Below are 22089 nucleotides of genomic sequence, written 5' to 3'. Positions count from 1 at the left end.
CTAGTCTCTCGTCATTTCGATCTAAAGAGGAGTTACATGGTAACTCTTCTTACTTGCCAAAACTTCGATGCCCAATAAGGGTTGTCTATTCTTGAAATGATCACGCCTTTCGATGTGGAAGCGTGCATAAACTGCTTATTCCCTAGATAGATACCAACATGGTAAGTGGTTCTTCTTGTTTTGAAAAACACTAGGTCACCCTGTTGTGCATCTGACCAGCTCATCTCCACGCCTTGCTTAGATTGCTGTCTTGTCGTTCTTGGTAATGACATTTGATATGCCTCGACAAAGGCTTTCTGTACGAAGGCAGAGCAATCAATACCAGACTTTTTGGTTCCACCCAAGCGATAAGGCGTGCCTTCCCACTCATCATAAAAGTCGAACAGGCCCCGATTGTCGGAGAGCAGTTCAGTAACAGGAAGAGAGACCTCAGCTTGTGTTTCTGGATCGGGGGCGGACGAACACGCACTAAGTAGTACACTGATTATCAAAGGAAAATAAATACGACGCACATCACCCACCTGTCATCCCTACAACTTAAAACTGAAATATTAATGTCATGACCAATACCTAGTATGGGCAGCAAATCACGTTTTGTCTCACTTCTGTGACGAACAAACGGGAAGTTGATTCAAGCCCAAGAAAGAACATTAATTGATTATGACAACGCGCAAACGTCTACGCTTCTCTTTTTCACTGATTCAAACGATCAGTGCAACATTTTTAACTATCATCGCACTTGTTATAGCCCTTTCTGTCTCAAGTTTCAAAGGAATGGAGCAGGTTGGAGAACAATTTGAAGAGTTGTCTCAAAAAGCGTTACCGATGGCGATGGCAAATGCGACACTGACAAGAAATGTTTTAGAGCAAGTAAAGTTGCTTAACTATGGAATGCAAATTTCTGATCCAGATGAACTTCCTCTCATCACCGCACAAATTGAAGCTCTCGCACAGCAAACTGAAGGTTTAATAGAACAAACATCGGGAGTCGCTGAACATTTATCTAACATGTTACAAGTAAATGTTCAGGAATTGCATCAAGTCACCAATTCCATTTTATCGAAACAGTCTGCGGTGATTCAGATGCAAAGCGACATTAACTTGGCCGTCGATGGGTTTCGATATGGCTTAAGTTCGATTGGTCCAGAGATGAACCGTATCAGCTCATTCCTAAGCAACGACAACCCTGAATCGAGTGATGCGGCAAATCGCTTCATTGCATCTGCAAGCTCGATGGAAAGCACCTTCTTGGTCATGATGATGCAAACCGAGCTAGAGAAAGCGGAGCAAGAATACAGAGAAATGCGAAACCGTATCGCTGGTATTAATCTCGCTTACGATGATTTCAAAGAGTGGCACCCTGAAGTGAATGAGTTCGCCAGCCTAACTGCGCCTTATGAGATGGTACAGGCAGGCTTCAAAGATGAAGGGGTTTTGCGTTTGATTCTAGCGAAACTTGAACGGAGCGAGCAGCAAAAAGCGGAGTTTCAACGTGCCTCTCAGCTCTCAAACGAAACCATGTATTTGCTCGACCAAGTCTCTGATTCTGCCTCTGCGCTGATTGATGAGCGTGAAACTATTGTCCACAGCACCATTCAAAATGTCAGCTTGATGGTTGTTGTTGCCGCTGGCGTCATCTCGCTTGTGGTGTTAGCGACTTGGTTTGGCCTTCGTACTTGGATCAATCGAGGGTTGAAAAACATCCTTACTCGTCTTTCCGCTTTAACGGAACATGATTTCCGAGATAAAGCGCATGAGATAGGACCGTTTGAGCTTAAAGAAGTCGCACGCAAACTCAACCAAGTTATCGACTCAACACATGATTCGATTTCAACCGTTACGCGTAACTGCGAAACCTTGTACCAAACCGCTGAGATTAGCCACGATGCGGCAGAGCAAACAAATCAAAGCTTAACTGTGCAAAATGAAGCGCTGGCGAGCATGGTGACAACCATTACTCAGTTAGAAGCGTCGATTAGAGAGATCGCGACGGTGACGAATGCCTCTTCCGAAGATTCGCATTTAGCGACAGAACACACAGTGAAAGGTGTTGCTGTGGTAGAGCAAAACCGTCAGCGTTTGGAGTCACTAGAAAGCTCACTCAACATGAATGAACAATCCATGATGGAGCTCGACCAACGAGTTAAACAGATTCGTGAGATGGTAGACATGATCAGTGGCATTGCCGATAACACCAACTTACTTGCTTTGAATGCGGCGATTGAAGCGGCGCGTGCTGGGGAACAAGGGCGAGGTTTCGCGGTAGTCGCCGATGAGGTTCGCAAGTTGGCCAGTGATACCTCGCAGCAGACCACCAATATTCGTGAAATGATGAATGAGTTAGTCGCAGCGGCAGAACGCTCACGTAAAGCGGTAAGTGAGTCGCGTGAAGAGATGGCGCATGCACTTCAATCGAGTCATGAAGTAAAGTCGGCTTTTTCGGATATCGATGCGGCGGTTCGACATATACAGCTACGTGTCGAACAGATTTCTGTTGCGACAGAAGAGCAAGAACGAGCAACAGCGGATGTATCACAAGCCATTACACATATTTCTGACCAAGGTGAACACACCAAACTCCAATTAGAATCCATGGTCGAAAGCTCAGAGCAAGTCGCAGACATCGCGGGGCATCAACAAGCGATGCTACATAAATACGAACTGCATCAGGTGAGTTGATCCAGTATTAGGTAAGACCAAACAAACTTCTAATACGACCAAAGGCAGGGCAATCGCTCTGCCTTTTATTTTTTGACGCCAAGAGTGAGTGACCCAAATCGCAAATTGATTAATGGCATAAGAGAAATGTGTCGCTAACATTTGTTAATGCTTTGTTGTCGCTTCAAGGTTGTTAGAATATTCCGTTAAATCAAGGGAGTGAGATGAATGCCGGAGCGAGCAAGTTTGATATTAATAAACGATCACCGAGAAGTTTTATTGATTGAACGAGTGAAGGGCGATAGACACTATTGGGTGTTTCCTGGCGGCAGTGTAGAGGATAGAGAAAGTCTTTCTGAAGCAGCAAAACGCGAAGCTTTAGAAGAGACCTCTATAGAGCTGACATCGCTCACTCCTGTGTTTCAGATCCAAAATCAAGGCCGAATGGATCATTACTTCTTATCACATATCGGCTCAGCTACCCCAGCATTAGGTAACGGCCCCGAACGACAAAGGCGCTCGGCTTTCAATCAATATATTTTGAGATGGGTGAGTTTTACTGAACTAGCCATGTTGCCTCTCTTTCCAGTCGAAGCAAAACAAATATGCCTTCAGAGCGAGGAGGTACTCTGTGGTTGATAAAGTGTGTCCTCTGGTGTTGCGAAAACAAAATCGTGAGATTCTTCTTTTCAAACATCCTCTTGCGGGCGTTCAGTTGGTGAAAGGCACTGTTGAACTCTTCGATTGCGACGTCTTAAGTGCGGCAAAAAGAGAATTGGCAGAAGAGTCGGGGATTGAACTGGTCAATCAACCAACCTACTTAGGGGCTTGGGAGAGCGGGTTTCAAGAGCAACGTTGGCATTTTGTTTTGTGTGAATGTGAAGTGTTGCCGGAACATTGGGTTTTCCACACTCAAGATGATGGTGGGCATGATTTTGAATTCTTTTGGCATGAAGTTACGAACGACATCTCTTCCCATGCGCACCCTGTCTTTCAGCGTGCTTTAGAGCAAGTTCGTCAGCTTATCCGCCTTGGAGCAATGAAGTGAAAGTTGAAATCGGTAATCACACGAATGCAGAGTTGCTTCAAGAACTCAAAAAACAACGCATTCAATTCAATCCGTTTGCCTTACAGCTGTTTGAAGACCAAATGATACAAACCAAACAGCGTGTTCAGACTTTGTCTTTATCGATAACAACGCCTTCGGAATTAGGTGCTTCATTTGGTTCAACGTTGGCTGAGCTTCTTGCTCATGCAGCTCTGAAAGGGCTAGAGCCTTGTCCGCTCGCCGTGGCACCATACTTGTTACTTCAAGGTTTTTGCTCACAAAAGATGAATACGTAACGCTCGCTTCTTTGCATCTTGAGCAGGAAGAGACCTATCCCAGAGGTTTGTATCTGCGTAGGCGGGATGATAGTGTGTGGCTAAGAGGTTATCGATGTGATGATGCCTTTATCTTTCCACCTTCAATGAAGTTTGTGTTCATTGATGCGAAGGCTAAAGAGGAGGAACAACATTGACGTTTGTTTATTACCCATTCCCGACAACTTGACTGGAGATTTGTTGCAGCCTCTAAACCGCCTCCAAGCATCACATCCCAACGTGTATCAGCAGTAAGTAAAGAAATACGTAAATCGTTCTCACGAAGGAAATACAAACAAGGAAAGTTCATGAAAAAACGCCTCGTCACATTGGCAGCAATTGCGTTGTAAGGTTGTGCAACGATAGGGACCCTAAACCCACCAAACAATCATGTGAGAATCTCTCATGAGGGAAAGCAGAGTTACTGTAAGGAAATACCAAGAGTTTACAGCGGGATGAATTACAGCATGTGCTTGTTAAATGGTGAGCCAAGTTATTCAGAAAACACGGGGCCCAAACTAGATGGGGTGCCTTTCTTTGTGTTCGATACCGCTTTTTCAGCGCTGGTTGATACCTTGTTCTTACCGTGCACCATAACAATGCAGGCACAGAAAGGGCCAATAGACGTTAACTAAGCTTTCAAGCGAATCATCAAACCAAACGCTATACTTTTATCAGGAGCGAAATGATAAGGAAGAACAGCCATTGTTGTTCTTTCAATCTCTCACGTACGGTTTAAAGGCACTGTCGCTCTCAAAAATGGCGTCGAAATTACAATTATTTAGCTGATTTCTATATGCTTTGCGCATTCATTCAGATAAGGAAAGGAAACAATGATGGATAAATTCGTAGTGTTCCTCCTATGCCTTTGCCTGACAGTAGGTGGTGTTATTCACCTTTACGACAATATTGTCGATGGCTTTTTGCCTTACGATTTTGCCCCAGGCTGGTTAAATATGTATTGGAGTGCTTTAGGGCTCCTAGATTTGCTTGCCGTGTATTTGTTGATCAAGCATCGCCGGACTGGGCTGGTTTTAGTGTTATTGATTATGTTAAGCAGCGTAGGCTTTAACTCATATGCACACTATGGACTGGCTGTATTAGAGAGCAGTGGACAGCTGCAATGGCAAACCTTGTTATTAGGATTTTCTATTGGGGTATCGGTCTGGTTGTGGAATTCGCAAAAGACTCGTCATTCTCGTCAGATATTCCGTTAATTTTTAGACGTTACGTATTTTTCAACAGGGAAGTGTTATGGACAACTTTAAGGAGCTGGCGAGCTTCGGTATTTTTGCCGCGCTATCAGGCTTTAGCTTTGGTGCGATATTTTTTGGGATTGCGTTTGTGTACGCAGCCATCAATAAACAACAAGATGTGAGTGTTTTCGCCATATCTTCGATTATCTTGGGAATTATCGGTTTGTTTGTTGGTGTCACTCAATCGAACAAAAAGCGAGATTTGATCAAAGCCTAAGTTATTTAAAATAGAAAATGCTTAAACGCGTTTCGAGTGAAAACCCTTCGGTAGTATCCCTTACTAGAGATTGCTTTCAAGAATTGAGAGCAATCTACTCTCCAAATAAAGCCGCGAAATCGACTTCAAGCAAAGATGAATGGGTCAATTATGCTTATTATCTTGAAGATAGAATCGTTGGCTGCGTCAAAGTCAAACTAACAAACGGTGAGTTGCAATTATCTGGACTGGCTGTAGAAAGCGCATATCGTAAACAAGGCATCGCTCGCCGCTTAATTATGACTTTGTGTGAGTTATATGGCTCGGGGAATGCTATGAGTGTTTGGTGTGTGGAAGATACGGGTAATGTCGAGGTTTTTAAAGCACTCGGTTTTGAAGTGCTGCAAACAGAGTCTTCCTCGTTGTTCTCATTAACCAATGGTCATCCAGCTACGGAAGTTAAGTTGGGCTATTCAATCCGAAACACACAGGTATGAGTTGCGGTTGCTTGCTCGTGATACATATCATCTAGGTAGGTCAGCAACTCGTCCTCATCGAGAAAAGGCGGCACTACAAAGTCTCTGATAGGGCGCTTTATCGAAGTTTCCGAATCGATATAAAGCGTCCAAATCCCATCTTTGCATTCAGCAAGCATGATTTTTCCAAACACATTTACTTTCATTGAACTGCTCATGAGGAAGACTTTTCCTTGTAACGAAATGGTTGGGTGATCAGTTTATCCAATCTTTGCTCGTCTTTGTCACGAATCTCTGGAACACCAATCACAACATTATCATGACCTAATTCCGGTTGAGCTCGGTAAGTGCCAAACAAACGATCCCAGATCGACAAGAAGAAACCAAAGTTTGAATGTGTCTCGCGCACGATGACAGAGTGGTGCACGCGGTGCATGTCTGGCGTCACAACCAATTTACGTAACTTCGAATCCCAAGGCAGTGGAAGCTTTGCATTGCTATGGTTAAACATCGCGCTAGCATTCAATACGATTTCAAACACTACGATGGCGATAGGAGAGACGCCCAAAGCAAACACTGCGGTGATTTTCACCACCATAGAGAGAATGATCTCTATCGGGTGGAATCGTGTCCCGGTTGTGACATCGATATCCAAGTCGGCGTGATGCATGCGGTGAAGTTTCCACAGCGGTTTAACGCGATGGAAGATTAAATGCTGTAGGTAGATGATGAGATCGAGTAACACAACGGCTATCAGCACATTTAGCCAAGTCGGTAAGGCAAGAGTATTGAGTAGACCCCACTGGTTTTCATGAGCGATGATGGCAGCTTGGAAAGCGGCAATAGGCATGACAACGGCAATAACGACACTATTTAGCGCGACCAGTGTGAGGTTGTTAAACCAGCGAAATGATCGGTCGACGGTAAGCTTCTTTCTCGGCAGCTTGTTTTCCCACAGGGTACATAGCAACAAAACACCAATGAAGATGCTGAGTCTTAGCCAAGAAGGGTCGTTAAAGGTAGTTTCGGTCACGCTAATTTCCTTGATAGATTCGCTTATTTGTTAAGACCTTAAGATTCCACCGTATCTTTCACCGAGAAGCCAGGAATGTGAATATCAGTCCGTTTACCAGCATTTCTTGAGACTAACCCGCTATGCAAGTAGAATCGCGCTCTAATTAACACATGCACTTATTTCTAACTGGCACTTTCTATCCATGAGAATCCACGCTTTCCATCGTTTATACCAGCACCGTCAATCTATCTCAACGAAGCCGTTTAACGCTCGTGGTTGTAAAGTGGTTCGCTGTCCATATTGTCAGGTTTCTGAGCAATATTGTTTGTGCGACATTCAGCCGAACATCGAATCCAATATTGCCTGCATGCTGATCGTATCGGAAAACGAAGTGTTCAAGCCAAGTAATACCGGGCGTCTAATTGCTGATACGATTCAAGAGACCTACGTGTATCAATGGAATCGTACCGAGCCTTCTCAAGAGATGCTGGCATTGCTAGAGAACGATGCTTATCAACCTGTGGTGGTATTCCCAGCAGATTACGTGGATGAGCCTGAGCGTTTATTGGATGGTTTGAATCCAGAGCGTTTGAAGGCATCCGATGGTTCGAACAAAAAATGGTTACTGATCTTCATTGATGGCAGTTGGCGTGAAGCGCGTAAGATCTTCCGCCGTTCAGAGTTTCTTAAGTCTTCACCTGTGCTTTCAATTGAGCCGGAATCATTGTCTGAATACATCATGCGCCGCTCAGACAATGAGCAGCATCTATCTACTGCAGAAGTCGCGACGTTAGTATTCAAACAAGCAGGTGAAGAGCAAGCTTCGGAGTGTCTGCAATTGTGGTTTGAAGCCTTCCGTGAAACCTACATGCTGACGAAAACTCGAGTAAAAACCGACTGGTCTCGACCGCATCTGAAACGTTTCAAAGAGTGGGCTAAAATCGAGAGCTAACTCTAAGGAATGAACTTTTGTTGATGGCTTGTTGTTCAACTGGCTTCAATGAGAGGATAAATCTGCATTCGGTCACGGTTTGCAGGCGTACAGATATGGATAATGCCTAAAGTTTATCTTTTTTGACTTCAGCATTTTTTGGGAGTCGTTTGAGCTTTTTAGGAGAGAATTGCATGTATTACGGCTTTGATGTCGGTGGCACTAAAATCGAGTTTGGTGCGTTTAACGAAAAACTTGAGCGTGTAGCAACAGAGCGTGTACCAACACCAACTGACAACTACGATTTACTTGTGGAAACCGTCGCGGGTTTAGTCAACAAATACGATGCTGAATTTGGTTGTGAAGGCACGATTGGTCTTGGTCTTCCTGGTATGGAAGACGCGGATGATGCAACAGTACTAACGGTCAACGTACCTGCGGCAAAAGGCAAACCACTTCGTGCCGATCTTGAAGCTAAGATTGGCCGTAGCGTAAAAATCGAAAACGATGCAAACTGTTTCGCGCTTTCTGAAGCATGGGACGAAGACCTTCAAAACGAACCATCTGTACTTGGTTTGATCCTTGGTACTGGTTTTGGCGGCGGCTTTATCTACGAAGGTAAAGTATTCTCTGGTCGTAATCACGTAGCGGGTGAGGTAGGTCATACACGTCTTCCTATTGACGCATGGTTCCACCTAGGCGAAAACGCGCCTCTACTAGGTTGTGGTTGTGAAAAGAAAGGTTGTCTAGATAGCTACCTATCTGGTCGTGGTTTCGAGCTTCTTTACGCGCATTACTACGGCGAAGAGAAGAAAGCGATCGACATCATTAAGTCACACGCAGAAGGCGAAGCAAAAGCGGTTGAGCACGTTGAGCGCTTTATGGAGCTTCTAGCAATCTGCTTTGCGAACCTGTTTACTGCGACTGACCCACACGTTGTTGTACTAGGTGGCGGTCTATCTAACTTCGAACTGATTTACGAAGAGATGCCAAAACGTATTCCTAAGTACCTGCTTTCTGTCGCGAAATGTCCGAAAATCATCAAAGCAAAACACGGTGATTCAGGCGGCGTACGTGGTGCTGCATTCCTAAACATCAAATAATCGTCTGAGTTTTCGGTAAGCGAAAACACATAAGACCTACATTGAAAGCCTCGTTTTCCTTTAAGGTGAAACGAGGCTTTTTTTATTTTTGTCGATCCATACTGCTGCTCTGTATTGCTAAGCTGCCATCTTTACGCAGCTTTACGCTTCGTTTACGTCCCTTGAACTCTCGATTGATAAGCTTTCTGTATTGCTTCCACTAACAGTAGGAATGAAGATGTTCAACTCATCAAAATTGCGCTATGGCGTTCTTAGCATCGCCTTAGTTGGTATGGTTTCACCGACGTTTGCCAAGCCTCCAGCACCTAAGCCACCAAAGCATGGGAAGAAGGTGGTGGTGGTAAAGCCTGTCTACCGTCCCGTTTATAAAGCGCCAGTTCATCGCGTATACCATTACAATAAAATTCCGAGAACCGCGACTTACCTAGTGATTGCGGGGATCACTTATACCGTCGTTGATAATGTCTATTACAAGCGAAGTGGCGATCAGTATATTTACGTGGAGCAACCTCCGGTATCTGTGCAGAGCGAAGTGAATACAGTGAGCTCCACTGTCGTAACAAATAAGGGGATGGCAGGTAAGATAGTCGATATTTTGCCGAATGAAGCAACCACGGTGACCGTTAATGGGGCGACTTTCTATGTTCAAGGCAGTGACTGGTATGCGCCAATTGCGGGAACCAATCAGTTTGTGATTGTAGAGCCTCAGCTATAGTGTGTTACCTTTGGATTGCATGTATAAAAAAACTCGCGACGAATCGCGAGTTTTTGTTTTGGTCTGTGTAGCTTGGCTTATTTGCTCTTTTTACCTACGCCCAAGTTTTCTTTTTGAGCTAGGGTGATTTTGCTAAAGCCTAATTTTCTGAAATGATTGTCGCGGTAGTTACGTACTGCCTTCGTGTCAGATACTGCTTCGATTTGCTGCTCCATCTTTAGGAACTCAGTGATGTCGATACCTTCCGCTTCTGCAACCGCTTCTTGAATGTTACGGTGTTGCTGGTATGAGAACGTCAGTTCTTTGTCTTGGTCTTTGTAAGTGTAAAGAATGGTGCGAGCCATAGCTGTCTCTCTGAAAAGTTTTTCTGTAATCAATAAAAAGGCCAGACACGCTGACCTTTGAATTCTGAATCGGCCTAGATTCTGCCTTGAAGTGGGATAATTGTCACGCTTTCTCCTGCTTTTACTGTATCAACAGCAGGGGAGATTTCGATCAAACAATTTGCTTCACTCATTGAGCGCAGAATACCTGAGCCTTGTTTACCTGTTGTGCGAACGGTTAGGCGACCTGTTTCGTCTAGCTCGTAGATACCGCGGCTAAACTCGGTACGACCTTGGCGAGAGCGTAGGCTTTCTGTGGCAATTGCGCTGACTTTTAATGGCTTCCAGCCTTGTTCACCTTGCATCTTACGCAGCGCAGGTTCAACAAAGTTAATGAATGAAACCATAACTGCCACAGGGTTACCCGGTAATCCAAAGAAAGGCTTATCGTTGATTTGACCGAACGCAAGCGGACGACCAGGGCGCATGTTGATACGCCAGAAATCAATTTGACCCAGTTTGTCTAATGCAAGTTTGATGTAGTCCGCATCACCAACGGATACGCCGCCAGACGTTAATACGACGTCAGCTTGTGCAGAAGCATTTTCTAGCGCTTCAATCATCAATTGTTCGTTATCCTCTAGGATACCGAAATCCAAGATCTCGCAGCCGAGCTTCTCTAACATGCCCATGATAGTGAAACGGTTTGAATCGTAGATTGAATTCGCTTTCTGCTCAGTGCCCGGCGCTTGTACTTCATCACCAGTAGAGAACACGGCTACTTTCAATTTGCGAAACACATTCGCTTCACCAAAACCAAGAGAAGCAATCATGCCCATCTCAGGAGAGGCTAGGCGAGTACCTGCAGTAAACACATCGCTACCAATTGCTAAGTCTTCACCTGCTTGGCGAACGTTTTGACCGGTTTTGATGCTCGCGCCATTGAACGTGACAGTATCGCCGTCTTGGGAAGCTTGCTCACGCATAACAACGGTATCACCATTGATAGGTGTTGGTGCGCCCGTCATGATCTTAACCGCTTGACCAACTTCTAGTGGTTGATCGTAAGCATGACCCGCCATCACTTCAGCAACCACTTGGTAGCTGTCGCGCTCGACGTCATCACCGCGAATCGCGTAACCGTCCATCGCTGAGTTAGTGTATTGCGGAACGTTCACAGGTGACACAACATGATCTGCAAGCACACGACCGTATGCATCTTCAATCTTGCACGCTTCGGTTTCAGCAACCGTGTTCACCAAAGATAGGATCTTTTCTTGCCCTTGAACCACAGAAAGGAAAGCTGGAGACAGGGTATCGCAGCATGCGGCTTCTTTCTCTTTACTCTTTGGTGCTTTCGCTTCTTGAACATACTGAATTACAAACTGAGCAATTGCTTCAAGATCGTTGATGTTCATTTGTGGCAGTTCAGAATCCAATTCGCCGCTGTCTGAAGCAATCGCGATGATGTTTTCATCGTTTGGATGAAGCCAAGGCTTGCCGACTTCTTCACGGTGCAATTCGATTTTAGGAAATGCGGTGTTTTTGCATCCTTCCACTAGAACCACGTCTAGCTTGTCCTCGTCGAAACGCGTCAGAAGGTAATCAAACTCAGATTCTGATTCTGGTGTTTCTGTCATTAGTGCGAAGCGGTTACGCGAAGAGATCAGCATTTGCGATGCGCCTGCTTTACGTAGGCGGTGGCTGTCTTTGCCCGGTTGGTCGACATCGAAGTTATGGTGTGCGTGCTTTAGCATACCAATGCGTAAACCTGCTTCGGTCAACTTTGGTAGCAATGCTTCAAGTAGCGTGGTTTTGCCTGTACCAGAGTAGGCAGCAAAACCAAGAATAGGGATGTTTAGCGTGTGTTTCATGATTCGAGTTGTCCAAATTGCGCCAATTCTTCAGGCGTATTTAAGTTGACGAAACAGTTTGGTGAGTCGCTAAAGTCAACGTAACTGGTGTTGCACTCTTTGTAGAGTAGGATGATCTTACGATCGCCACGTTCTAAAAACGCAGTCAGCTTTGGCAGTACGCGCTTATGGTAAAGCGTGAAGACGGGCTGTTGGTGGTCGCCATCATGAGCAACCAAAATATCGGTGTCTTCTTTTACTGCATTGCAAAAACGCTCAACAAGATCGGTGTTGATTTGTGGGCTGTCGCAAGGGACGAAGCCAACCCAATCGGTTTCTGTATGAACCAAGCCCGCGTGGATACCGCCCATCGGACCCGGGAAATCTTTAAATTGATCGCTGAAGACGAAACCAAACGCACGGTAGGCGTCTTGGTTTCGGTTCGCATTGATTAGAATGCGTGGTGTTTGCGGAGATAAACGTTCGATAACGTGTTCGATGAGTGGCTTCTGATTCAGTTCGATCAGACCTTTGTCTTTTCCACCCATGCGGCTGGCTTGACCACCAGCCAAAATGACCCAACTAGTTTGTGTTGGCTGAAGCATATGCGTTCTCTTGGGATGTTTCTTTTGGTATGACATACAAGAGTGGAGACTCTATCAAAGTCTTGTCTTTAATCCACCACTGTTTTTTACATAAATCCGTCAACGCGTTCGCTTGGTGGCTAGTCACAACAATACTAGAACCGCGATCAAGCAGATCTTTTGCCATGATAACCAGACGTTCAATCGACTCTTGGTCGAGAGAGGCACTTGGTTCGTCCATCAACAAAATCGATGGTTTTAAGATCCAAGCTCGTGCCATTGCTACGCGTTGCTTTTCACCGCCGGACAATACAGAGATGTGTTCGTCGGCTAAGGTTTCCAACCCTACCATGCGCAGCGCACTAATAACTTGAGCTCGCTTATCTTTTGCCGTGTCTTGTTGATATTTAACTCCATAAACGACGTTTTCATACACAGTGCCGTCAAAAAGGTAAGGAGACTGATGGAGATAAATCACGTCAACACGACCATTGCGACGCGTCCACTTCTTCAACCAAGTATCTTTCGGTGCCACCACTTTACCCGTTGAAGGCTTGAGCAAACCTGCAAGGATCTTGAGTAGGGTGGTTTTACCAACGCCATTGTCACCTTTTAGGTAAATTGCATCGTTTGGACCAATGGCCAATTCAGGGATGTGGAAAAGCACACGCTCTTTAAAGCGCATGGACAATTGCTCGGCGGTAATTTTTATAGTCATAATTCACCCTTACATTGGGTCGATGGCGAGTCGATTGCTTGCTTCATGTTCTTAGATAGCCTTTGCCTCTCATGCTCGATAAGAGGAAGTTGAGCGCTAACGCTAACGATAGTAATACAATTCCTAATGCAACTCCTTGCGCAAAAGCACCTTTACTACTTTCCATAGCAATGGCAGTCGGAATATTACGGGTTACGCCCATAATGTTGCCACCAACCATCATTGAACAGCCTACCTCTGTGACGATTCGTGAGAATCCCGCAATGATAGCCGCCAATAAAGGAAAACGTGTCTCCCAGATCATAGTAGCAGCGATACGAGGTATTGACGCACCTAACGTAATCGCCGTTTCAACTGCGCGACGGTCACTGGATTGCAGCGCGCCGTGCATCATTGAGACTAGAACCGGAAAACAGACGATCATTTGCCCTAAGATCATGGCTTTTTGCGTAAACAGCATTTGCCAATCACCCAAAGGTCCTGCTCTTGAAAGCATCATGTACAACAGCAAGCCAATCACGACCGTAGGGACAGCTTGTAGCGTGTTGACGATGGACAATAAGAACCACTTACCACGAAAGTCGGTGTAAGCAAGGACAAAGGACATCAAAATAGACGGCAATACCACCAAAGATATTGCCGTAATAGAAACACTAAAGGAGACCGCAACGATCTCCCATAGGTCTGCATCAAAATTCACCAGTAAGCGCAAGGCTTCTAGTGTTGTATCAGCAAGATTCATATTGCGTTATTTGCTCTCAGCATTCGCAACGAACAATTGTTTACCATTCAGACGGAAGCCATTGATCAACTCTTGACCGCGTGGGTTCACTAACCAGTCACTGAAAGCCTTCGCACCTTGGTAGTTGATGGTTGGGTAACGCTCTGGGTTAACCAAAATCACTTGGTACGGGTTAAACAGTTTTTCGTCGCCTTGGAATAGAATCGCAAGATCCAATTTGTTTTGGTAAGCCAACCAAGTACCACGGTCAGTCATGGTGTAGCCTTGCATCTCTGACGCCATGTTTAGAGTAGGGCCCATGCCTTGGCCTACACTGCGGTAGCCACCAAAGTTTGGTTCCATCTTAGTTTGCGCCCAAATGCCCAATTCTTTTTTGTGTGTACCAGAATCATCGCCACGAGAGATGAATGTCGCGTCTTTGTTTGCGATCTCTTTGAATACGTCTAGTACTGACGCATCGTCTTTTACTTGTGCTGGGTCAGCTTTAGGGCCAACGATAACGAAATCGTTGTACATCAGTTTACGAGGAAGGACGCCGTAGCCGTTCTCAACAAACACACCTTCTGCTTTAGGGGCGTGTGTCATAACCAAATCAACGTCGCCGTTTTCACCCATCTTCAGCGCTTTACCAGTACCAGCAGCGATGATATCCACTTTGTAGCCAGTGTCTTTTTCAAATTGAGGAAGTAAGTAGTCCAGTAAGCCTGAGTGGTAAGTACTTGTTGTTGTCGCCAGACGAATGTGTTCGCCATCTTGAGCTGAAAAAGCAGAGTAGCTTACAAGAGTGATTGACGTTGCAGCTAGAGTCAGCGCAATTTTTTTCATTTTAGTTGTTTCCTTTCCAATGATTCTTTGGCTTCTTAAGTCTTGGGTTACTAAAGAAGTCGCCAGAGCGTCATAGCGCGCTCATATCACAAGTCATCTTAGGGTGGAGGAGTGATGGCCTTGCATTAATATCTCCTACATCCTGAGGTCACTTGGACACTTCATATAGCAAACAAGATGCCAACATTTTACAAGCTCAAAATGTTTGATTTATGCGCTAATTCATGGACTTATTTGCATAAAAATTTGCGTTGGTACAAAATGTCGCACTTTTTGTAGGGTATCTCTGTTTAAACTTGGTACACTCTGTCCCATTCCAATCCAACTGGGGTAAATATGTCTACTCAATCCCATATTAGTACAAACCAACAATACAACGCTTTTTCAGTACTGGTCGTTGATGACGAACTCGGTATGCAAGCCATCCTTAAAAAGGCGCTGGGCAAACTGTTTTCGCAAGTCGATACAGCGGGCAGCATTGAAGAAGCGGAAGAACTGCGTAATTCACGCCACTACGATTTGATTCTGTTGGATATCAACTTGCCAGGGCGTTCGGGGATTGAATGGGAAGAAGCGTTTGAGGACGATGACAAGCGCGCGGACGTCATCTTTATGACCGGTTACGCAGACTTAGAAATTGCGATTCGAGCATTACAACTTGGTGCGTCGGACTTTATCCTCAAGCCGTTTAACCTAGAGCAGATGTTGAAAGCGGTCAGCCGTTGTATGGATCGTCGTTTGACTGAGCGCATGCAATACGCGATGAAACGTGACTATCAGCGTCTTCACACGTCAGAAATCATTGGCGGCTCTGAGAAAACCCGTCAACTCAAACAGCTGATTACCCAGTTTGCGCCTTCTCGCGCATCAGTCTTGGTCGAAGGTGAGTCGGGAACAGGTAAAGAGCTCGTTGCGCGCGGCATTCACCAAGCGAGTGGTCGCACAGGACCATTTGTCCCACTTAACTGTGGTGCGATTGCGCCAGAGCTTTTAGAGAGTGAACTATTCGGTCATACCTCAGGTGCTTTCACGGGCGCTAAAAAGTCTCGGGAAGGACTTTTCCGTGTAGCGAACGGAGGTACATTATTCCTTGATGAAATTGGTGAAATGCCGTTATCCATGCAAGCGTCACTGCTGCGCGTGTTAGAGCAACGTACCATTCGTCCGGTAGGTTCAGAGCGTGAAATCAGCATTGATGTGCGCATTGTCGCGGCGACCAACCGCAACCTGCAAGAAGAGGTCAACAAAGGCAACTTCCGTAGCGACCTTTACTACCGTTTGAACGTGTTGAAGATCGAAGTCGCTCCCCTGCGTGAGCGCAAAACCGATTTGTTCGAGCTTGTGCCTTATTTTAGCAACATGCTGACGAGCGAACTGGGTATTCAAGCACCGAAGTGGGCGCATGAGGATATGGAAGCGATGAGTGAGTACGAATGGCCAGGTAACATTCGTGAGCTGAAAAACCTCATTGAGCGCTGCATCTTGTTAGGCAAACCGCCTGCGCACCATTGGCGTGAATTGAATGGCGGACATGCGCTGCCTAACGTGTCGATTACGGTTTCTCATACTGCAGAGCTGCCAACATTCAAAGAGGGCAGAGAGTTCAGCGGTGAAGGTTATCCAAACACTTGGACGCTAAAAGAGGTTGAAAAAGCGCATATACAACAAGTGGTTACTCTTCATGAAGGCAATAAATCTGCCGCTTCACGTGATTTGGGTGTGGCAAGAAAAACCCTAGAGCGCAAATACAAAGAGTGGGACTCTGAGGACGAGGATTATGCCGAATAGTACTTGGCAGCAACGCAAGGGATTGTCTAAATGGACGTACCGGTTTAAAACCATGGTGCGTTATAGATTGTTGATTTTGACCTCCGCGCCAATCTTTTTAACGTCGTTGGCATTGATTGGTATCACGATCTATTGGTCGATTCACTATACGTGGCAAAATGCATTGTTAGACGTATCGGAGCGTTTGGGTGTCGCTAATAACAGTATTACGCTGCTGCAACAAAAGCAGGCGAACTACGTGAAATCGTTCGCGGACTCTTATGATTTTCGTACCCGAGTGAACCAAAATGTCCCACAAGCAGAGTTGCAAAAGTGGGTTACTGCGCAGAAGAAACGCTACGGTTTGGACTTTTTGTCCTTCCAACGTGTTAACTCAATGGAAAACAAATTCCGCTTTATGGATTTAACTAAGCGCGAATCTTTCTTCGATGTTCTGGACAGGAAAGAACTGGAAAAGCTAGACCCCGAACTCGCCAAACGTGCTGAAGTACCAATTCTAAAAAATGGTGGTGTGGAAGTGCGTGGCTTGGTGAGTCGAACCGTGATCCCCGTATATAGCCAGCAGAATGACTTAATTGGCTTCTTAGATGGTGGTTTGCTACTCAACAACAGCACGGTGTTGGTCGATCAAATTCGTGATCTTATCTATTTGAGTGATAACGACACCCTCCGTCCAGTGGGGACTTTGACGGTATTCTTGGATGATCTTCGTGTTAGCACCAACGTTCCATTAGACAGTGAGCAACGTTTGGGACGTGCTATCGGTACGCGGGTGAGTTCTGAGGTATACAACAAGGTATTGGCAGAAGGTGAGCAATGGGTCGACCGCGCGTTCGTCTACGACGCTTGGTACATCACCGCATATCAGCCAATCAAAGACCAATACGATAATGTCATTGGTATGCTCTATACCGGTTATTTGATGTGGCCATTCGTAAAAGCCTACATGACCAATATCGTTGAGATAAGCTTGATCACTTTAATGCTGCTCTTAGTTTCTGGCGTGATGGTGTATCGCGGCTCACGTGATCTATTCCGTCCAATCGAGCGCATCTACAAGGTCGTGAAGCTTGTCCAGCTGGGTAAAGAAAAGCGTATTGGTCCATTAGGGTTGGATGAACATCACGAACTGGCTCAGTTAGCGCGCCAGTTCGACAACATGCTTGATGCTTTGGAAGATCGCAAAGTCGAGCTGAAGAACTCTGCCATGCAGCTGGAAGGAAAAGTTCAAAAACGTACGGCGAGTTTGAAGGAAAAAACAGAACAGCTCGAACTCCACATTCAGTTGCTCAACCAAACGCGAGATAAGCTGGTGGTGAATGAGAAGCTGGCAGCACTTGGTGAATTAACCGCGGGCATTGCTCATGAAATTAATAATCCGACCGCAGTAATCCTCGGAAACGTCGAGTTGATTCAGTTTGAACTTGGAGAAGAGGCAAACCGTGTACAGGAAGAGATAGACGCCATTCACGCTCAAATTGACCGTATTCGTAATATCACGCGTAGTTTACTGCAATACAGCCGTCAGGGTGGTGTACAGGACGAAATTACGTGGCAACACGTGAACCCAATCATCGATGAGAGTATTACGCTGGTTAAAACCGGTACTAAGAAGCGCGACATCGAGTTTGTCACCGATTTACAGGCTCATACTTCGGTCGAGATCAATCGCCACCACTTGTTGCAGATTCTGGTGAACTTGCAGATGAATGGCATTCATGCGATGGACGGCAGAGGTAAGCTAACCGTCGTGAGTGAAGGTTGGATTGAAGACGGCGAACTGAAAGGCGCAGCGATTCATGTCACCGACGAAGGTTGCGGTATCAAGCCAGAAAACTTAAGTCGTATCTTCTCGCCGTTCTATACCACTAAGCGCGACGGTACTGGTCTAGGGCTTTCTGTTTCGCAAAGTATTCTTAGCCAAACAGGCGGCGAACTAAAAGCTGAATCAGAATGGGGCAAAGGAAGCACATTCAGTATCTATCTGCCTAAAAAAGCCGAGTTGCTATTTGACGTTATGAATATTGTTTAGTGCTATTCTTAAGCTGACTACGAGTCCCAATCAAATAAAAAGGGTCAGTAAATTTACTGACCCTTTTTGTATCTGTTCCTCTCTAAGTGCGAGAGGAAAACGTCGAATTAACCTGTATGCACCGCAATCTTTGGAGGATTGATTCCGTGCTTTTTAAACTCTTTCATTACACGTAGAGTAATGTCGGTTTCAAAGAGCTTCTCGTAGGCGGTATCTACCACATACGCCTTACACGTTAACTGAATTGCTAAGTAGTTATCAGTAATCGTCTGTTTTACGAGAACCGTCACAGGCTTCGGTAGATGGATATAGCGACTTGAAGAGGCCGCTTCCTGAATTAAGTCACGTGCTAACGCAATGTCTTCATTCATGCCTACATAGAACGGAATCACCACCTGCATATCCAGCGCACCGTAGTTACCGCTGACGACCACTTCACTCAAGAACTTGTTGTTCGGAATGGTAATGATGTCATCGGTTAGGGTACGCATACGCACTGAACGCAAACCAATCGCAATAATATCGCCATAATTCCCTTCAAACGTGACGCGGTCACCAACTTGGAATGGACGGTCAACCATAACCGTCATACCCGCGATGAACGATGCCGCTAGGTCTTTCATTGCAAAACCAACGGATACCGCCAACGTACCACCAATCAAAGCAAGGATCTGGTCGTTGATGCGAAAGCTCATCATAAATACCACAGAGCCGGCGGTTAAGTAGATAAAGAACTGCAGGAATGATTGGAGCTTTTGCAGTACCATTCGATACTGCACAAATTGGCTACCAATACTTTCTACCATCGAGCTCATAAACTTAAGCAACAACCATGTACATGCAATCACGATGATAGAGAAGAACACGCCGCTCCAGCGAATCAAGCTGGCAATTTGCGAGATATTATCGACACTCGCGATTTCTTCAGTCGCCAATGCAGGGGAGCTCAATAAACAAAGAGCCAATACGGTGAGTAGTTTTTTCATCGTTATTTCACCAATAAATGTTGACGGTCGAGAACGTTAGTAATGTGACGGAACCAGTGATCCGACACGCGAGCTTTGTCTTCGCTCCACTCAATAAAGCCACGGCTTTGGAAGTAGCGAAGAGTACCGATAACTTCCGCAATACTGAGCTGGGTACATTCAGACAACTCCTCTGGCGATGCCACTTCAAGCTGAACAATAGAACGCAGAACGGCCAGCATAGGCTTCGGCATTTTTTCTAGCTCTTGAGACTCTGGAGCGTGGAACAATCGAACTACCACTTGCTGCGTCTCTTTATCCTGACGTAGAGACAAGCGGAAAAAGCGCAAGCCAACCGTCGGGTTGCCATCAGAGTAGTGCCACAAAATACGGTAGAAGCCTTGTTTCGCTCGTTCTTCTTCAGTGATGTCTTCCTGATCCCATTGCTTAGGGACGACAAGGCCATCAAACGTCACTGGGTTTTCAATCTGTTGGTTAATACGCGTATCAAACAGCGCAGAGAGTTGTTTCTCGCTCCAGCGTGGCATAAACGCTACCCAGTCAAACAACAACCGTTCGCCACGAGCGCGGTCGACAAAACGCCAACTTGCTTTCTCAATCGCCATGACAACGCGGTGGTTCTTCTTAGAGCGACGAAGTAGGTTAGTCAGTTTAATTAAACCGCTTAGACCACCCACCATCGGCTTAACTAAACGCTGGGCGTTATCGACGGCGATAAGGTAAGGCGTATCACTCTTACGTAGCAGAGAAAGGACTTGAATTTCGGACGCGTCCTCTTCTAAACCGAGTTGTAAAGCGAGTTCTTTAAGTAGTTCACTGTAACCCGCATAAGGGCAGTTTAGATAAACCGGTTCGGCGTTCTTAACTTTATTCAAGATAGTGCGAAGGAAGGTTGTTGTACCAACGCCACGCTCACCCGAGATAACGCACACGGCAGGGCTGTCTGTCAGGAGATATTTAGACAGATGCTTGATTTCATCAGAGGCGTAGTCCACCAACTCGCTTTCTTCGCTACCTGGGAGAATATAGTCAAACGCTTGATCGCCTTTTATTCGCACAAGATTGGTATCTGCACCGTTATTTCCCGTTTGTTTTGCGACTTCAATACGGAACAAATACGCTAAAGCTTGGCTAAACATGGTGTAGTTAGACAACATGGCAACAATGCGGTGTTTAAAGCTGTGCAGCATGATCCAGATAGCAGCAATGGCGGTGCCGATAATGCTTAGTAGCATGGTGTCTTTTCGGCGGATGGCCCAGTTTACCCAAACAGGGCGGTCAGAGAGCTTTTCCGCGACTTCAAATACCTTTTTACGCCATAGGCGCAATACCGACAGCGTCACCAATACAAACCAAAAGAACAGTGCGCTGTAGATCCAAGAATAAATGGTGCCTTTGCCTAGTGTTCGAATCGAGATTTGCAAAATCACGCCTGCGACAATCGCGCTCCATACATAGCGACGAATGGTCGATAGACGCAGCGCAATCACTTCTTGGCTGGTACTACGACTGTTACGGTAAGCAAACTCTAAAATGAAGCTGATGGCAATAGAACCACCCAACACCCACCACGTGAAGATCTCGAGAATGATCAAATGCTGCAAGCTCGGGATTTCTGATAGCACGCGAAGAGAAAGCGTAATTGCAATCAACCAAGCAATCGCTCGGTGTGCACGACTGATGTACCAAATCAAACGAACCCAAATCGGAGGCTTGGCCACATTGTCTAATTGCGTTTCACGGAACAGCGTAATGATGCGCTTGCTGTTGGTTAACCACCAAACCAACCCAAAGTAAATAAACAGTACTTTAATGCCTGCCCAAAGTACTGGGATTGGTGAAATGAACACCTCTTTTATCAGCGATTGGAATGAACGAATCTGGAAGAACAGTAAGTATTCCGCATTCAATTGAGTTTGACGCCACTCTTGCTTGAATTGGGTCACACCATAAGGACCAAAGCCAGTTAGCTTGTCGTGTGTAATCGGATCCGTCAGCGCTAATAATCGCTCTTTGCTTTGACCAAGGCTGTTCAGAGTCAAATTGCTAGACTGCGTTTCAAACCACTCTTTGTCTTCACCAGACTCGCGATAAGCTTTTAAATGTTGGTCAAAGATGAGGGTTTGTTTGCGCTGCTCGTTCATCACTGCATTAAGCAGTTGATTGACTTTGCGTTTGTCTTGGTCAGACATAAACAAAGGTTCAGGCAATTTGTTTATCTCCTGAGTGATCTCTTGCGCCACTGGCAATACTTGAGGCTCAGGTTGGAATTCGTACTCCCACTCAGCGTGAGCGGGTAAAGAAAGCACGAGACCGACTAGCATTAAAATGCGCGCCATGAAATGCATAAAATTCTCTTAAAACTTATAAGGTTAGAGTTAGTGTAGTTGCTTTATCGCGATATGCGAGTTTTACCCAATGACCGTGCGTGATGTTGCGATTTCCTTTGAGAAACGGATGCTTAATAAAGGAATAACGTACGGAATTGATAAAAAGGGACGCACTATAAACCCAATCTCATGGTGT

General features: G+C 45.6%; 23 protein-coding genes and 1 pseudogene. 13 read left to right on the top strand and 11 right to left on the bottom strand.

The window, feature by feature from the left end:
• Positions 1–32: 32 nt before the first annotated feature.
• On the bottom strand, positions 33–521 hold the full coding sequence (locus C1S74_RS02995) for an NlpC/P60 family protein (protein WP_039977304.1): 489 nt from the start codon (positions 519–521) through the stop codon (positions 33–35).
• 139 nt (positions 522–660) lie between these two features.
• Here C1S74_RS02995 and C1S74_RS02990 point away from each other — a divergent pair, with 139 nt between their 5' ends.
• The 8 genes and pseudogenes from C1S74_RS02990 to C1S74_RS02955 all read left to right on the top strand — a co-directional run bounded on the left by C1S74_RS02990 (position 661) and on the right by C1S74_RS02955 (position 5969).
• Positions 661–2679, top strand: coding sequence for a methyl-accepting chemotaxis protein (locus C1S74_RS02990; RefSeq protein ID WP_045401267.1), 2019 nt, complete (start codon positions 661–663; stop codon positions 2677–2679).
• 207 nt (positions 2680–2886) lie between these two features.
• Complete coding sequence (locus C1S74_RS02985) at positions 2887–3297, top strand: NUDIX hydrolase (protein ID WP_045401264.1); 411 nt, start codon at positions 2887–2889, stop codon at positions 3295–3297.
• Entirely contained in the window at positions 3290–3706 is a 417-nt protein-coding gene (locus C1S74_RS02980; protein WP_045401261.1) for an NUDIX hydrolase, read from the top strand. The genes C1S74_RS02985 and C1S74_RS02980 overlap by 8 nt, the downstream gene beginning before the upstream one ends.
• Positions 3703–4178 (top strand): annotated as a pseudogene (locus C1S74_RS27065) (hypothetical protein). Before C1S74_RS02980 ends, C1S74_RS27065 begins: the two are co-directional and overlap by 4 nt.
• A gap of 297 nt (positions 4179–4475) precedes the next feature.
• Positions 4476–4655, top strand: a complete 180-nt coding sequence (locus C1S74_RS26830) for a YceK/YidQ family lipoprotein (RefSeq protein WP_045401258.1) — start codon at positions 4476–4478, stop codon at positions 4653–4655.
• A 201-nt stretch (positions 4656–4856) separates the two neighbouring features.
• Positions 4857–5237, top strand: coding sequence for a hypothetical protein (locus C1S74_RS02965; protein WP_045401603.1), 381 nt, complete (start codon positions 4857–4859; stop codon positions 5235–5237).
• A gap of 37 nt (positions 5238–5274) precedes the next feature.
• Positions 5275–5493 carry a hypothetical protein gene (locus C1S74_RS02960; protein ID WP_045401255.1) on the top strand — a complete coding sequence of 73 codons (219 nt, stop codon included), beginning with the start codon at positions 5275–5277 and terminating at the stop codon, positions 5491–5493.
• Between the two features lie 17 nt (positions 5494–5510).
• A complete protein-coding gene (locus tag C1S74_RS02955) occupies positions 5511–5969 on the top strand; it encodes a GNAT family N-acetyltransferase (RefSeq protein WP_045401251.1) in 459 nt (152 codons plus the stop codon).
• Here C1S74_RS02955 and C1S74_RS02950 read toward each other — a convergent pair.
• Positions 5942–6166, bottom strand: a complete 225-nt coding sequence (locus C1S74_RS02950) for a DUF7661 family protein (protein ID WP_052437309.1) — start codon at positions 6164–6166, stop codon at positions 5942–5944. The genes C1S74_RS02955 and C1S74_RS02950 overlap by 28 nt on opposite strands.
• Positions 6163–6981, bottom strand: coding sequence for a sterol desaturase family protein (locus C1S74_RS02945; protein WP_045401248.1), 819 nt, complete (start codon positions 6979–6981; stop codon positions 6163–6165). Before C1S74_RS02945 ends, C1S74_RS02950 begins: the two co-directional genes overlap by 4 nt.
• 184 nt (positions 6982–7165) lie before the next feature.
• On the opposite strand from C1S74_RS02945, the gene C1S74_RS02940 reads away from it, so the two are divergent.
• The 3 genes from C1S74_RS02940 to C1S74_RS02930 all read left to right on the top strand — a co-directional run bounded on the left by C1S74_RS02940 (position 7166) and on the right by C1S74_RS02930 (position 9712).
• Positions 7166–7915, top strand: coding sequence for a tRNA-uridine aminocarboxypropyltransferase (locus C1S74_RS02940; RefSeq protein WP_045401245.1), 750 nt, complete (start codon positions 7166–7168; stop codon positions 7913–7915).
• A 173-nt stretch (positions 7916–8088) separates the two neighbouring features.
• Positions 8089–8997, top strand: coding sequence for an N-acetylglucosamine kinase (gene nagK / locus C1S74_RS02935; RefSeq protein ID WP_045401242.1), 909 nt, complete (start codon positions 8089–8091; stop codon positions 8995–8997).
• Positions 8998–9214: 217 nt separating this feature from the next.
• The gene (locus tag C1S74_RS02930; protein ID WP_045401239.1) at positions 9215–9712 is read left to right on the top strand and encodes a hypothetical protein; all 498 of its coding nucleotides are present in this window, start codon (positions 9215–9217) and stop codon (positions 9710–9712) included.
• 77 nt (positions 9713–9789) lie between these two features.
• On the opposite strand, the gene C1S74_RS02925 is transcribed toward C1S74_RS02930, so the two are convergent.
• The 6 genes from C1S74_RS02925 to C1S74_RS02900 form a co-directional block, all read right to left on the bottom strand.
• A complete protein-coding gene (locus C1S74_RS02925; RefSeq protein ID WP_045401235.1) occupies positions 9790–10056 on the bottom strand; it encodes a DUF2960 domain-containing protein in 267 nt (88 codons plus the stop codon).
• A gap of 74 nt (positions 10057–10130) precedes the next feature.
• Positions 10131–11909, bottom strand: coding sequence for a bifunctional molybdopterin-guanine dinucleotide biosynthesis adaptor protein MobB/molybdopterin molybdotransferase MoeA (locus tag C1S74_RS02920; RefSeq protein ID WP_045401223.1), 1779 nt, complete (start codon positions 11907–11909; stop codon positions 10131–10133).
• Complete coding sequence (gene mobA / locus C1S74_RS02915) at positions 11906–12493, bottom strand: molybdenum cofactor guanylyltransferase MobA (protein ID WP_045401221.1); 588 nt, start codon at positions 12491–12493, stop codon at positions 11906–11908. Before mobA ends, C1S74_RS02920 begins: the two co-directional genes overlap by 4 nt.
• A complete protein-coding gene (locus tag C1S74_RS02910; protein WP_005445824.1) occupies positions 12471–13190 on the bottom strand; it encodes an energy-coupling factor ABC transporter ATP-binding protein in 720 nt (239 codons plus the stop codon). Before C1S74_RS02910 ends, mobA begins: the two co-directional genes overlap by 23 nt.
• Before the next feature lie 43 nt (positions 13191–13233).
• Positions 13234–13932, bottom strand: coding sequence for an ABC transporter permease (locus C1S74_RS02905; RefSeq protein ID WP_005427748.1), 699 nt, complete (start codon positions 13930–13932; stop codon positions 13234–13236).
• 6 nt (positions 13933–13938) lie between these two features.
• Positions 13939–14757: an ABC transporter substrate-binding protein gene (locus C1S74_RS02900; protein ID WP_005441551.1), complete on the bottom strand. Its 819-nt coding sequence runs from the start codon at positions 14755–14757 to the stop codon at positions 13939–13941.
• 336 nt (positions 14758–15093) lie between these two features.
• Between C1S74_RS02900 and C1S74_RS02895 the strand changes: the two genes are divergently transcribed.
• Together C1S74_RS02895 and C1S74_RS02890 are read left to right on the top strand one after the other, a co-directional pair.
• Positions 15094–16545, top strand: a complete 1452-nt coding sequence (locus C1S74_RS02895; protein WP_045401218.1) for a sigma-54-dependent transcriptional regulator — start codon at positions 15094–15096, stop codon at positions 16543–16545.
• Positions 16535–18577: a sensor histidine kinase gene (locus C1S74_RS02890; protein WP_045401216.1), complete on the top strand. Its 2043-nt coding sequence runs from the start codon at positions 16535–16537 to the stop codon at positions 18575–18577. The genes C1S74_RS02895 and C1S74_RS02890 overlap by 11 nt, the downstream gene beginning before the upstream one ends.
• Before the next feature lie 107 nt (positions 18578–18684).
• On the opposite strand, the gene C1S74_RS02885 is transcribed toward C1S74_RS02890, so the two are convergent.
• A complete protein-coding gene (locus tag C1S74_RS02885; RefSeq protein ID WP_038872738.1) occupies positions 18685–19563 on the bottom strand; it encodes a mechanosensitive ion channel family protein in 879 nt (292 codons plus the stop codon).
• Between the two features lie 2 nt (positions 19564–19565).
• A complete protein-coding gene (locus C1S74_RS02880; protein WP_045401213.1) occupies positions 19566–21911 on the bottom strand; it encodes an ATP-binding protein in 2346 nt (781 codons plus the stop codon).
• Positions 21912–22089 lie beyond the last annotated feature (178 nt).

Origin of the sequence: Vibrio hyugaensis (assembly GCF_002906655.1) — a bacterium.
Taxonomy (GTDB): Bacteria; Pseudomonadota; Gammaproteobacteria; order Enterobacterales; family Vibrionaceae; genus Vibrio; species Vibrio hyugaensis.
The sequence above is the reverse complement of the archived record's forward strand: the minus strand, read 5'-3'. Positions and strand labels throughout refer to the sequence as shown.